The sequence below is a fragment of the Rhizobium ruizarguesonis genome (assembly GCF_012349115.1).
Lineage (GTDB): Bacteria > Pseudomonadota > Alphaproteobacteria > Rhizobiales > Rhizobiaceae > Rhizobium > Rhizobium ruizarguesonis.
In genome coordinates this window covers 76,083-88,155 of the sequence record NZ_PQIG01000046.1, presented here as the reverse complement: position 1 = coordinate 88,155, position 12,073 = coordinate 76,083, and the positions used below count along the sequence as shown (strand labels likewise).

Annotated in this window: 12 protein-coding genes and 1 pseudogene; 3 read left to right on the top strand and 10 right to left on the bottom strand. The window is 62.2% G+C overall.

All coding sequences use genetic code 11. From position 1 onward, the window contains the following. Positions 1–19 precede the first annotated feature (19 nt). The 5 genes from kdpC to C3Y91_RS05720 form a co-directional block, all read right to left on the bottom strand. Positions 20–589 carry a potassium-transporting ATPase subunit KdpC gene (gene kdpC, locus C3Y91_RS05740; protein WP_168575137.1) on the bottom strand — a complete coding sequence of 190 codons (570 nt, stop codon included), beginning with the start codon at positions 587–589 and terminating at the stop codon, positions 20–22. A 75-nt stretch (positions 590–664) separates the two neighbouring features. After that, positions 665–2,725: a potassium-transporting ATPase subunit KdpB gene (gene kdpB / locus C3Y91_RS05735; RefSeq protein ID WP_018483394.1), complete on the bottom strand. Its 2,061-nt coding sequence runs from the start codon at positions 2,723–2,725 to the stop codon at positions 665–667. A gap of 44 nt (positions 2,726–2,769) precedes the next feature. Further along, complete coding sequence (locus C3Y91_RS05730) at positions 2,770–2,925, bottom strand: hypothetical protein (RefSeq protein WP_168575136.1); 156 nt, start codon at positions 2,923–2,925, stop codon at positions 2,770–2,772. Between the two features lie 9 nt (positions 2,926–2,934). Continuing rightward, positions 2,935–4,638, bottom strand: coding sequence for a potassium-transporting ATPase subunit KdpA (kdpA, locus tag C3Y91_RS05725; RefSeq protein ID WP_168575135.1), 1,704 nt, complete (start codon positions 4,636–4,638; stop codon positions 2,935–2,937). Between the two features lie 69 nt (positions 4,639–4,707). After that, positions 4,708–4,797, bottom strand: a complete 90-nt coding sequence (locus C3Y91_RS05720; RefSeq protein WP_003547774.1) for a K(+)-transporting ATPase subunit F — start codon at positions 4,795–4,797, stop codon at positions 4,708–4,710. 490 nt (positions 4,798–5,287) lie between these two features. Here C3Y91_RS05720 and C3Y91_RS05715 point away from each other — a divergent pair, with 490 nt between their 5' ends. Beyond that, positions 5,288–6,331: an NAD(P)-dependent alcohol dehydrogenase gene (locus C3Y91_RS05715; protein ID WP_018071109.1), complete on the top strand. Its 1,044-nt coding sequence runs from the start codon at positions 5,288–5,290 to the stop codon at positions 6,329–6,331. Between the two features lie 125 nt (positions 6,332–6,456). On the opposite strand, the gene C3Y91_RS05710 is transcribed toward C3Y91_RS05715, so the two are convergent. The 4 genes from C3Y91_RS05710 to C3Y91_RS05695 form a co-directional block, all read right to left on the bottom strand. After that, complete coding sequence (locus C3Y91_RS05710; protein ID WP_027690227.1) at positions 6,457–7,026, bottom strand: DedA family protein; 570 nt, start codon at positions 7,024–7,026, stop codon at positions 6,457–6,459. Between the two features lie 42 nt (positions 7,027–7,068). Then, positions 7,069–8,430, bottom strand: coding sequence for an FAD-containing oxidoreductase (locus C3Y91_RS05705; RefSeq protein ID WP_168575134.1), 1,362 nt, complete (start codon positions 8,428–8,430; stop codon positions 7,069–7,071). Next, entirely contained in the window at positions 8,427–8,885 is a 459-nt protein-coding gene (locus C3Y91_RS05700; RefSeq protein ID WP_168575133.1) for a DUF4126 domain-containing protein, read from the bottom strand. Before C3Y91_RS05700 ends, C3Y91_RS05705 begins: the two co-directional genes overlap by 4 nt. A gap of 90 nt (positions 8,886–8,975) precedes the next feature. After that, the gene (locus C3Y91_RS05695) at positions 8,976–10,163 is read right to left on the bottom strand and encodes an acyl-CoA dehydrogenase (RefSeq protein WP_018071113.1); all 1,188 of its coding nucleotides are present in this window, start codon (positions 10,161–10,163) and stop codon (positions 8,976–8,978) included. Positions 10,164–10,326: 163 nt separating this feature from the next. On the opposite strand from C3Y91_RS05695, the gene C3Y91_RS05690 reads away from it, so the two are divergent. Next, positions 10,327–10,665: a cupin domain-containing protein gene (locus C3Y91_RS05690; protein WP_130699164.1), complete on the top strand. Its 339-nt coding sequence runs from the start codon at positions 10,327–10,329 to the stop codon at positions 10,663–10,665. 22 nt (positions 10,666–10,687) lie between these two features. On the opposite strand, the gene C3Y91_RS05685 is transcribed toward C3Y91_RS05690, so the two are convergent. Then, positions 10,688–11,641 carry a LysR family transcriptional regulator gene (locus C3Y91_RS05685; RefSeq protein WP_130699165.1) on the bottom strand — a complete coding sequence of 318 codons (954 nt, stop codon included), beginning with the start codon at positions 11,639–11,641 and terminating at the stop codon, positions 10,688–10,690. A gap of 250 nt (positions 11,642–11,891) precedes the next feature. On the opposite strand from C3Y91_RS05685, the pseudogene C3Y91_RS05680 reads away from it, so the two are divergent. After that, positions 11,892–11,981 (top strand): annotated as a pseudogene (locus C3Y91_RS05680) (IS5/IS1182 family transposase); the annotation flags it as partial. Positions 11,982–12,073: the final 92 nt, after the last annotated feature.

The following is a 12,073-nucleotide window of genomic DNA, read 5'->3' as shown; positions in this document are numbered from 1 at the left end:
TGCGCCCAGCCTGGCAGGGTCACTGAGTCATAGAAGCATCAAGGGTCTGGTTCAACGCCAGAACATTGACTGTAGGTTCGCCGAGAATGCCGAGTTCGCGGGCTTGAACGGCGCCGTCGACCAGTGCCTTGACCTTGGCTTCATCCATGCTGCGTGCCTTGGCGACGCGCGGTACCTGGAAATAGGCCGCTTCCGGCGAGATATGGGGGTCGAGGCCGCTGCCCGAAGCGGTGACGAGGTCGGCGGGGACTTCGGCCGTCGGGTTCGCCGCCTTGGCTGCCTCGTAATCACCCTTGACGCGGTCGATCAGCTTCTGGCTGGTCGGGCCGAGGTTAGAGCCGGTGGAGGCGGCCGCATTGTAGCCGTCGCCGGCGGCCGAAGGGCGGCCGTGGAAATACTTGTCGCTGGTGAAGGCCTGACCGATCAGCGTCGAGCCGATCACCTGGCCGTTCTTCTCGATCAGGCTGCCGTTCGCCTGGGTCGGGAAGAGGGCCTGGGCAGCACCCGTCATGGCGAGCGGGTAGAGAAGGCCGGTTATGGCGGTGGTGGCGACGATCATGACGATTGCCGGACGAAGTTCTTTCAGCATTGTCTTACTCCTTGGAGTGTTCTTTTGCGAAGAGCTCCGGTTCCGATCCTCTCGGAACCGGGATGGCTCCAGGCCTTAGGCGAGGCCGAGGGCTGCGACAGCCATGTCGATCGCCTTGATGCCGATGAAGGGGACGATGATGCCGCCGGCACCATAAATCAGCAGGTTGCGCGACAGCAGCGCGCCGGCGCCGATCGGACGGTAGCGGACACCCTTCAATGACAGCGGGATCAGTGCGATGATGATCAGCGCATTGAAGATGATCGCCGAGAGGATGGCGCTTTGCGGCGTCGACAATCCCATGATGTTGAGCACGCCGAGCTGCGGGTAGAAGGTCAGGAACATCGCCGGGATGATGGCGAAGTACTTGGCAATGTCGTTGGCGATCGAAAACGTCGTCAGCGCGCCGCGCGTCATCAGGAGCTGCTTGCCGATCTCGACGATCTCGATGAGCTTCGTCGGATCGCTATCGAGATCGACCATGTTGCCGGCCTCGCGGGCGGCGACGGTGCCGGTGTTCATGGCGACGCCGACATCGGCCTGGGCAAGTGCGGGCGCATCGTTGGTGCCGTCGCCGCACATGGCGACAAGCTTGCCCTTCGACTGTTCCTCGCGCATCAGCGCCAGCTTCATCTCCGGCGTCGCCTGGGCGAGGAAGTCGTCGACGCCGGCTTCGGCTGCGATGGCGGCTGCCGTCAGCGGGTTATCGCCTGTGATCATCACGGTGCGGATGCCCATGCGACGCAGCTCGGTGAAGCGCTCGCGGATGCCGCCCTTGACGATATCCTTGAGCTGGATGACGCCGAGCAGCCTGCCGTCGCGGGCAACGGCCAGCGGCGTGCCGCCTGATTTGGCGACTTCGTCGGCGATCGACTGCAGTTCGCGCACGACCTCGCTGCCGTTTTTCGAGGATGAATCGCCATTGACATAGGTCAGCACGGCATCGACCGCACCCTTGCGGATCGAGGCTCCTTCGAGATCGACGCCGCTCATGCGGGTCTGGGCGGTGAAGGGCACGAAGGTTGCTTTCAGGCTTGCCATGTCGCGGCCGCGGATCGCGTATTTCTCCTTGGCGAGCACGACGATGGAACGGCCTTCCGGCGTTTCGTCGGCAAGCGAGGCGAGCTGGGCGGCATCGGCGAGATCCTGTTCGGAAACGCCGCGGACCGGACGGAAGGTCGTCGCCTGGCGATTGCCGAGCGTGATCGTGCCCGTCTTGTCGAGCAGCAGTGTGTCGACGTCGCCGGCGGCTTCGACCGCGCGGCCGGACATGGCGAGCACGTTGAAGCGGACGAGGCGGTCCATGCCGGCGATGCCGATTGCCGAGAGCAGCGCGCCGATCGTCGTCGGGATCAGGGTGACGAAGAGGGCGACGAGCACGATGATCGGGATCGAGCCGCCGGCATAGATGGCAAAGCTCGGGATCGTCGCGGTGGCGAGCACGAAGATCAGCGTCATGCCGGCGAGCAGAATGTTGAGCGCGATCTCGTTCGGCGTCTTCTGGCGTTCCGCACCTTCGACGAGCGCAATCATCCGGTCGATGAAGGTCGAGCCGGCAGCCGCGGTGATGCGGACACGGATCCAGTCGGACAGCACCTGCGTGCCGCCGGTAACGGCCGAGCGGTCGCCGCCGGATTCGCGGATGACAGGGGCGGATTCGCCTGTTATCGCCGCTTCGTTGACGGAGGCCACACCTTCGATCACCTCGCCGTCCGAGGGGATGATGTCGCCGGCCTCGACGAGCACGAGATCGCCGACCTTGAGGCTGGTGCCCGGCACCATGCGGTAGCCACTGCCATTGTTGGCGGTGAGCAGCTTCGCCTGGGTTTCGGTGCGCGCCTTGCGCAGCGAATCCGCCTGCGCCTTGCCGCGGCCTTCGGCGACGGCTTCGGCGAAATTGGCAAAGAGCACGGTGAACCAGAGCCAGAGATTGATCTGGAACGAGAAGCCGAGATTGCCGTTGCCTGCTACGAGATCGCGCAGGAAGAGGACGGTGGTCAGCACCGAGACCGTGGCCACGACGAACATGACCGGGTTTCTGGCAAGCGCGCGGGGGTTCAGCTTCTTGAAAGCGGCGCCCACCGCCGGAATGAGGATGCGACTATCCATGATACTCGCGGATTTTGCCTGGCTCATAAGAGACTCCAGCTTTGAAACGAGGGTGGCGAACCGGGAGCCGGTCAGCCCTGTAGGATCTTGAATGCGGCGACGATGACGAGGAGGCCTGCCATCATCACCAGGATGATGTCGGAGGCGCGGGCCGTCGGGCCATTTCGTCGTCCCGGCGCACCGGAACGAGGGTGGAAGGCATTGCGGAGCCTGTGACGGAGGATCATGACATCACCTCAGAAGGTCTGCCCCGCGATCGCAACCAGGTGTTCGACGATCGGGCCGAGCGCCAGTGCCGGGAAGAAGGTCAGACCGCCGACGATCAGGATCGTGCCGACGAGAAGGCCGACGAAGAGCGGACCGTCCGTCGGGAAGGTGCCCGCCGAGGCTGGGACCGTCTTCTTGGCGATCAGCGAGCCGGCGATTGCAAGCGCCGGGATGATGACCAGGAAGCGGCCAGCGAGCATGCCGATGCCGAGAGTGATGTTGTACCAGGGCGTATTGCCGGTCAGGCCGCCGAATGCCGAGCCGTTGTTGGCCGCAGCCGACGTATAGGCATAGAGAATCTCGGAGAAACCGTGCGGGCCGGCGGTGCCGACGGAGGCGACGGCGGAAGGCAGCACGGTGGCGATCGCGGTGAAGACCAGCATGGCGAGCGGCAGGCAGAGGATGGCGAGAACGGCCATTTTCATTTCCTTCGCCTCGATCTTCTTGCCGAGATATTCCGGCGTGCGGCCGACCATCAGGCCGGCGACGAAGACGGCGACGATGATGAAGAGCAGGATGCCGTAGAAGCCCGCGCCGACACCGCCGACGATGATCTCGCCGAGCTGCATGTTGATTAGCGGGATCAGGCCGCCAAGCGCGGTAAAGCTGCCATGCATGGCATTGACCGCGCCGCAGGAGGCGGCCGTGGTAATGACCGCAAACAGCGATGACAGGGCGACGCCGAAGCGGACTTCCTTGCCTTCCATATTGCCGCCGCCAAGACCGAAGGCATGCATCAGCGGGTTGCCGGCAGCTTCAGCCCAATAGGTCACGATGACGCCTGCGACGAACAGCACGCCCATCGTGGCAAGGATCGCCCAGCCCTGGCGCTGGTTGCCGACCATGCGGCCGAAGACGTTGGTCAAAGCCGCGCCGATCGCGAAGATCGAGACCATCTGGATGAGATTGGAGATCGCGTCGGGATTTTCGAACGGATGGGCCGAATTGGCGTTGAAGAAGCCGCCGCCATTGGTGCCGAGCATCTTGATCGCAAGCTGCGAGGCGACGGGGCCGACGGCAATCGTCTGCTGCGCGCCTTCGAGCGTGGTCGCATTGACATAGGCGCCAAGCGTCTGCGGTACGCCGAGATAGACGTAGACGATGGTCAGCACGATGCAGATCGGCAGCAGGATGTAGAACGTGCCGCGGATCATATCGACCCAGAAATTGCCGATCGCCTTGCCCGACGCCCGTGCGAAGGCACGGATGAAGGCGACAGCGATCGCCATGCCGGTCGCGGCCGACAGGAAGTTCTGCACCGTGAAGCCGGCCATCTGGGTCAGATACGACATGGTGCTTTCGCCGCCGTAATTCTGCCAGTTGGTGTTGGTGGGAAAGCTGACGGCGGTGTTGAACGAAAGCTCCGGCGGGACGGCGGCCATGCCGGCCGGATTATAGGGCAGGATGTCCTGGAAGCGCAGGAGCGCGTAGAGGATAAGCACACCGAGCAGGTTGAACATCAGCATCGCGAAGGCATAGGAGGTCCAATGCTGCTCCTCGCGCTCGCTGGTGCCGGCAATGGCGTAAAGCCCCCGTTCGATCGGAACGAGGACCGGGGAGAGGAATGTGCGCTCGCCATTGTAGACACGCGTCATGTAACCGCCGAGCGGTTTGACGAGCACGAGGACGATCCCGCAGTAAAGCAGGATCTGAAGCCATCCGTTGAGGGTCATTTGGGGTAACTTTCAATTCCCGGCTGCTTCTCGCTCGCGGATGCGCGACCTCAGAAGCGCCAGTTCTCTTCAAAAGCGTTCTGGGCGAAGGAGAGCGTAGGTGAGGTAAACGGTGAGAAACACGGTTACGGCACCGCTCAAGACATAATCGAGGGTCATCGTCGTTTCTCCTGTCAAAGCCTGTCGCAGGCTCGGGTGTAGGCAAAGCACAGCGCAAAGAATATGATCGCCGTGCCAAGTAGAATGATATCCATCATGATCGTGACTCCTGTTGTTCTTCTTGGAGTCAGACAAGACAAAGGGCGCTGGGAGGCCGCCTTTCATGCTTTCTGGCGTGGAGATGATCTTTCGATCTCTCGGCCATGAATATGGAGCCGAAGCGCATAAAGGTTCGAGACGGACGACAGGCCATCTATATAAAAATCTTATAAATGCCCTTATGGGGCCGCTCGCCGTCGGATCAGGCTGGTGCAGGTTTCGGACGGGCCGCTGCCGTCACTGAGCCTCGGGAAGTACGAGTGAGCATTTTTTCATTTGTTGAGCAAAAGCCTTCGCAATCTGGTTGAATTGGGAAGGCTTCGGGCTTTATAGTCAGCTGCAACACTGCCCGATGGAGTCATGGGCAAGCCACTAGGGAAGGAAACCGACGATGACCAAAGTCCGCGCGCTTGTCCTCGAGCGCCAGCATGAGCTTGCGCTCCGCGATATCGATCTGCCGCTCGAAACCGGCCCCGGCGAGGTGAAGATCAGGATCCACACGGTCGGCGTCTGCGGTTCGGACGTGCATTATTACACGCACGGCAAGATCGGCCCCTTCGTCGTCAACGCGCCGATGGTGCTCGGCCATGAGGCGGCGGGCACGGTGGTCGAGGTCGGCGCCGGCGTCACCCATCTGAAAGTCGGCGACCGCGTCTGCATGGAGCCTGGCATTCCCGATCCGAATTCCAAGGCAAGCCGGCTCGGCATGTACAATATCGACCCGGCCGTCACCTTCTGGGCGACCCCGCCAATCCACGGCGTGCTGACGCCGGAGGTCGTGCATCCCGCCAATTACACCTTCAAGCTGCCCGACAATGTCAGCTTTGCCGAAGGCGCCATGGTCGAGCCCTTTGCCGTCGGCATGCAGGCGGCGAGCAAGGCGAAAATTGTGCCGGGCGACACTGCCGTCATCCTCGGCGCCGGGCCGATCGGCACGATGGTGGCGATCGCGGCCCTTGCCGGCGGCTGCTCCCGCGCGATCGTTGCCGATCTCGCCCAGCCGAAGCTCGATATCGCCGCACAGTACCAGGGTGTCATTCCGGTCAATATCCGCGAGAAGAACCTGGTCGAAGAGGTCGGCCGGCTGACCGACGGCTGGGGCGCCGATGTCGTCTTCGAATGCTCCGGTTCGCCGAAGGCCTGGGAGACGATCATGGCGCTGCCGCGCCCGGGCGGCGTCATCGTCGTCGTCGGCCTGCCGGTCAACCCGATCGGCTTCGACGTCTCGACGGCATCCACCAAGGAAATCCGCATCGAGACGGTGTTCCGCTATGCGCACCAGTATGAGCGCTCTATCGCGCTGCTCGGCTCGGGACGCGTCGATCTGAAGCCGCTGATATCAGAGACCTTCAAATTCGAGGACTCGATCACGGCGTTTGATCGCGCCGTCGAGGCGCGGCCGAGCGACGTGAAGCTGCAGATCGTGATGGACTAGAGCATGATGCCGAAAAGTGTGATCGGTTTTCGGACGACATCATGCTCCAACTATATAATTTAGAACAGGATTCAGATTTTAGGCCGACCCGGCCTAAAATTATCCTGTTCTAGGACGCCATACCGCTATGAGTGCCTGGCGCTCAGTTTCATCTTGCGAAAGGCAAGAGCCGCGGCTGCGACGACAGCCGCGGCTCCGACTGCGATCAACAGGTGGCGGTGAAGCGGAAGGTGGCCCAATGTCTGTTCGATGCCGTGCCCGAACACATAACCGAGCGCCGTGAACAGCTGCCCCCACACCAGCGCGGCCACGGCATTCAGGATGATGAATTTCCCGGTCGCAATTCGCGTTGTCCCGATGACGATCGGGCTGATCGTCCGCAACCCAACCAGGAAACGAAACGCAAGGATGAAGCCTGTGGGATATCGTTCCAGGAGCCGGGTTGCGCGCGCCAGCGCCGGTGTTTCCATCAGCCGGCGGACGAGACCCCATCGAGCCGCATAACGGCCGGCGAAGAACCAGAACTGATCGCCGGCGAAGGATCCTGCCGTTGCCGCAAGCGACGCCGACCAATAGGTCAGCAGCCCGCGGTGGGAAATGACGCCGCCAAGGAAGGCGGCTGTTTCGCCTTCGAAGGCTGCACCCAGAAATATCGCCAAAAGGCCGTAGTGCTCGATCAGCAGTTCGATAGACACTCAGCCGCCTCCAGCTGTCGCTTTCCAAGCATCAATTCATCGCTAAACCGGCTTCAAATCCCCAAGCAGCGTCGGGATCAGCTCCGACACCGTCGGATGGATCGGCACCGACCATTGCAATGCCGGATACGTCGTTCCCGCATTCATCGCGTCTACGATGCCGTGGATCACCTCGTCGCCTTCGATGCCGAGGATCGCCGCACCGAGGATTTTTTTAGTCTCGGCGTCGGCGATCACCTTCATGAAGCCCTTGGTCTCGCCGCGCTCGTTGGCGCGGCCGACGCGGCTCATCGGCCGGGTCGAGATCATGATCTTGCGTCCCGAGGCGCGCGCCTGCTTTTCCGTCATGCCGACGCGGCCAAGCGGCGGGTCGATATAAAGCGCATAGGCCAGGATGCGGCTTGAGACCTTGCGGTCGTCGCCGTCGAGCAGATTGGCGGCGGCGATCTCGAAATCATTGTAGGAGGTGTGGGTGAAGGCGCCGTGGCCATTGCAGTCGCCGAGCGCCCAGATGCCGTCGACATTGGTGGCAAGCCTGTCGTCGACGGTGATATAGCCATGCTTGTCGGTGACGACGCCGGCGGCATCGAGGCCGAGATCGTCGGTGTTCGGCTTGCGGCCGGTGGCGATCAGCACATGGCTCGCATCGATCCTCGCTGAATCGGTGGCGACCGTTATTCCGTCGCTGTTCCTGGAAAAGGCGATGTCGCTGGCGCCGGTATGAATGTCGATGCCCTCCGAGCGCAGGACATCGGCGATCGCATCGGATATATCCTCATCCTCACGCGATGCGAGCTTCGGGCCATGCTCGATGACGCTGACTTCGGCGCCGAAGCGGCGATACATCTGCGCGAACTCCAGCCCGATATAGCTGCCGCCGATGACGGCCAGATGCCGTGGCAGCGTGTCGAGATGGATGATCGAGGTGCTGGTGAGATAGTCGATATCGTTGATCCCGGGCAGGTCGGGGATGACCGGCCGCGCGCCGACATTGAGGAAGATGCGCGGTGCGGTCAGCGTCTCGCCGTTGACGCTGACGGTCTTCGGGTCCTCGAAACGGGCGTGGCCGTAGATTACGGTCATGCCGTCCATGCCGGCGAACCAGCCGATCAGGCCGTTGCGGGCATTCATGGTCACGGTTTCGGCACGGGCCCTGACCACCTTCATGTCGATGGCGATCTCGCCTGGGATATTGACGCCGTAAACCGCGCCCCTTCTTGCGACATGGGCGGCGCGGGCGCTGGCGACCAGCGTCTTCGTCGGCATGCAGCCGGCATTGACGCAGGTGCCGCCGAGGAACTTGCGCTCGATCAGCGCCACCTTCATGCCCTTTTCGACCATGCGGGCGGCGAGGAAAGGGCCGGCCTGGCCGCCCCCGATAACGATGGCGTCGAAGCTCTTCATGACACGACCACGATCAGCAGCGCGCCGATGACGGCGACGGCATCTTCGATGAGAGCGGCCGGCAGGTCCTTGCCGAAGGACCCGGCAAGCCTGCTGCGGACGGCGGCGCCACCATATGTGCCGATGACTGCGCCGATCACGCCGGCAATCAGCCCGCCGAAGAGCAGGCTGCTGGCGGCGCCAATCGTGGCGCCGGCCAGCGCACCCATGACGATGCGGGCGCCGAACTGCACCGGCACCTTGCGCGACGGCGTGGATGGCAGTTGATCGGTGATCAGTTCGACGACGGCGAGGATCGTAAAGATCCACGGCGTCCACTGGTAACCCATGAACGCAAGCGGCGTCTGCGAGACATCGAACGAGCCAAGTGCGGCGCCCCAGGCGATGGCGGCCGGAGCGGTCATGGCGCGAAGGCCTGATATGACACCGATCAGCAATGCAAGAAGCAGAAACATATGCGATCCCTCTTTTGCAGGCTCCTCTGCCGCAGTCGAAAGGTTGCACATTGTCAGGCGCGTGGCAAATCGCCCTTTCGCGCCAAGGGACTAGTTCGCAAAGGCGGCAATGCCTGTGATCGCCCGGCCGATGATCAGCGCGTGGATGTCATGCGTGCCCTCATAAGTGTTGACCACTTCGAGGTTGACGAGATGGCGGGCGATGCCAAATTCGTCGGAGATGCCGTTGCCGCCGAGCATGTCGCGGGCCGCCCGCGCCATCTCCAGCGCCTTGCCGCAGCTGTTGCGCTTGAGGATCGAGGTCAGCTCCACCGGCGGATGGCCTTCCTCCTTCATGCGGCCAAGCCGCAGGCAGCCCTGAAGGCCGAGCGCGATCTCCGCCGCCATGTCGGCGAGCTTCTTCTGGATCAGCTGGTTGGCGGCTAGCGGCCGGCCGAACTGCTTGCGCTCCAGCGTATATTGCCGGGCTCTCGCATAACAATCCTCGGCAGCACCGAGTGCGCCCCAGGCGATGCCGAAGCGGGCCGAGTTGAGGCAGGTGAACGGTCCCTTGAGGCCTGTCACATCAGGCAGAAGGTTTTCTTCAGGGACAAAGACCCCGTCCATCACCACTTCGCCGGTGATCGAGGCGCGCAGTCCCACCTTGCCGTGGATGGCGGGAGCCGAAAGCCCTTTCCAGCCCTTTTCGAGGATGAAGCCGCGGATGAGGCCATCCTCGGTCTTTGCCCAGACGACGAAGACATCGGCGATCGGTGCGTTGGAGATCCAGGTCTTCGAGCCGGTCAGGCTGTAGCCGCCGTCGACCTTTTTGGCACGTGTCGCCATCGAGCCGGGGTCGGAGCCGTGATCCGGTTCGGTCAGACCGAAGCAGCCGATCCATTCGCCGGTGGCGAGTTTCGGCAGGTATTTCAGCTTCTGCGCCTGCGACCCGAAGGTTTCGATCGGCACCATCACAAGCGAGGACTGCACGCTCATCATCGAGCGGTAACCGCTGTCGACCTTTTCGACCTCGCGGGCGATCAGGCCGTAGGCGACGTAACCGAGGCCGGCGCCGCCATAATCCGGCGAGATCGTCGGGCCGAGCAGCCCGAGTTCGCCCATTTCGCGGAAGATCTCAGGATCGGTCTTTTCATTGCGGAAGGCGTCGAGAACGCGGGGGGCAAGCTTTTCCTGCGCATAGGCGTGGGCGGTGTCCTGCACCATGCGCTCTTCGCTGGTCAGCTGCTCCACCAGGCGGAACGGATCGGCCCAGTCGAAAACTTCGCGCGTATGCTGCATGGCGGTGTCTCCTCAGCTTGCCTCGCTCAAGTTGGCCATAGACCCGCCAGCCGACCGCGTCAACAGAAGGTGGTCGCACCGAAAAGACGGGCCACGCCATCTTTTCAAAAGCGTCGGCATGATCCACTTTGCCCGCGATCGATTCTGGAACGAGGAGGCGGAAATGTCGTCAAGCGATCTGTTCGTATCGGCCGAAGGCGCCGAATGGGTCAATCCCGAGCCCGGCGTCGTCAGGCGCATCATGACCTATCTGCCCGAGATGATGATGGTGGAAGTGGCCTTCGAAAGCGGCGCCGTGGGTGCGGCCCATTCGCATCCGCACATCCAGGCGAGCTATGTCGCCGAAGGCAGTTTCGAAGTGACGATCGATGGCCGGACCGAGGTGCTCAAGCAGGGCGGCAGCTTCATCGTGCCCCCCAATCTCATGCATGGCGTCAAGGCGCTGGAAAAGGGCCGGCTGATCGATGCATTCACTCCGCACCGGGCCGAATTCCTGAAATAGCTGGCATGATGCCACTCATGATCTAAACGTCCGCTCTTGTCCGGCGCGCCGGGCCGGCGGCAGTGACATAGGGCGGCACGAAGCGCGCATCCTCGCCGCGTACCGCCTCGCGGAGGAAATCGATGACGGCGCGCACGCGCGGCGCCTGTTTCAGGTCGCGATGGCAGGTGATCCAGTAATGGCGCTTGAGGTCGATCTCGTCTGGCAGCACGCGCACGAGCTCGGGATAACGGCTGGCGAAGAAATAGGGCAGGATGCAGAGGCCGAGGCCGTTCCTCGTGGCGGTCAGCTGCGCAAAGATGCTCGAGCTCTGGAATTGCGGCTTGATGCGCGGGTGCACGTCGCCAAGGTAATCGAGGCCCGGCGCGAAGATCATTTCCTCGATATAGCTGACGAAGGGATGGCTGAGCAGGTCTTCGCGGGAGGTGATGTCGGGCGCCTTGGCCAGATAATCGCGCGAGCCGTAGACCTGCAGGTGATAATCCGTCAGCTTCTCGGCGAAATACGCCCCGCCCTTCGGTTCGTCGAGCACGACGGAAAGATCGGCCTCCTTGCGCGACAGCGACATGATCTGCTGGATCGTCACCAGTTCGAGCGCCAGATGCGGATGCTGGGCGGCAAACTGCGGCAAGACGGTTGCGAAGAAGAAATTGGCAAAACCCTCCGGCGCACTCAGCCGCACGAGGCCGCGCTGCGCCATTGAGCCGTCGGCGAGGTCGGCGCGCAGCCGTTCGGTCTCCTGCTCCATCTTCTCGGCCGTCTCGACGAAGCGCGTGCCCATGGCGGTCAGGACGTAGCCGCGCGGATTGCGCTCGAACAGCTTGACCTTGAGGGTGAACTCCAGCCGGTCGATGCGGCGCGAGACGGTGGCATGGCTGGAGCGCAGCTGGCGGGCCGCCGTCGACAGCTGGCCAGTGCGGGCGACGGCTAGAAAAAACTGCAGATCGTCCCACGTAAACTGCGGTGGATTGTTCATCGCGGTCCCCCTCTGTTCAAAAACCAATAATGAATTGCGCAATTTTCCGCACCTGCCATCCCGTCATCATCGCTATGAGCAGAAGGCCGATGCGACGCCGTTCAAACTCGCACAGTAAAAACCCCCGTGGCTTAACAGACCACGGCTAAGACTTCCCCGCGAACTTCTTCGATAATACGCCCAAAAGGAGTTCGCCCCCATGTTTGCGGATAGTACGGTTTTCATGGTTGGTGCCGGGGCAAGCGTTGAGGAAAAATCAACCGCTTCGGCCGAAGCCTGGATCATCATCGCTTACATCCGCATCCTCACCCAACGCCTGGCAAGATACTACATTCATTGAATTCTTTTCGATGCAGGCTCTGAGGTTTCTTGGAGGATATATTAATTCTTCTTAAGTACTATTGAATATGGTTAATATTATGTTAACCTTAA

What these genes read in the sequence shown, in the direction of transcription:
- C3Y91_RS05720 (WP_003547774.1), bottom strand. Translation starts at nt 4,797, where the DNA reads ATGACCCTCGATTATGTCTTGAGCGGTGCCGTAACCGTGTTTCTCACC.
- C3Y91_RS05705 (WP_168575134.1), bottom strand. Translation starts at nt 8,430, where the DNA reads ATGAAGAGCTTCGACGCCATCGTTATCGGGGGCGGCCAGGCCGGCCCT.
- C3Y91_RS05695 (WP_018071113.1), bottom strand. Translation starts at nt 10,163, where the DNA reads ATGCAGCATACGCGCGAAGTTTTCGACTGGGCCGATCCGTTCCGCCTG.
- kdpA (WP_168575135.1), bottom strand. Translation starts at nt 4,638, where the DNA reads ATGACCCTCAACGGATGGCTTCAGATCCTGCTTTACTGCGGGATCGTC.
- C3Y91_RS05700 (WP_168575133.1), bottom strand. Translation starts at nt 8,885, where the DNA reads ATGTTTCTGCTTCTTGCATTGCTGATCGGTGTCATATCAGGCCTTCGC.
- C3Y91_RS05730 (WP_168575136.1), bottom strand. Translation starts at nt 2,925, where the DNA reads ATGATCCTCCGTCACAGGCTCCGCAATGCCTTCCACCCTCGTTCCGGT.
- kdpC (WP_168575137.1), bottom strand. Translation starts at nt 589, where the DNA reads ATGCTGAAAGAACTTCGTCCGGCAATCGTCATGATCGTCGCCACCACC.
- C3Y91_RS05685 (WP_130699165.1), bottom strand. Translation starts at nt 11,641, where the DNA reads ATGAACAATCCACCGCAGTTTACGTGGGACGATCTGCAGTTTTTTCTA.
- C3Y91_RS05715 (WP_018071109.1), top strand. Translation starts at nt 5,288, where the DNA reads ATGACCAAAGTCCGCGCGCTTGTCCTCGAGCGCCAGCATGAGCTTGCG.
- C3Y91_RS05690 (WP_130699164.1), top strand. Translation starts at nt 10,327, where the DNA reads ATGTCGTCAAGCGATCTGTTCGTATCGGCCGAAGGCGCCGAATGGGTC.
- kdpB (WP_018483394.1), bottom strand. Translation starts at nt 2,725, where the DNA reads ATGAGCCAGGCAAAATCCGCGAGTATCATGGATAGTCGCATCCTCATT.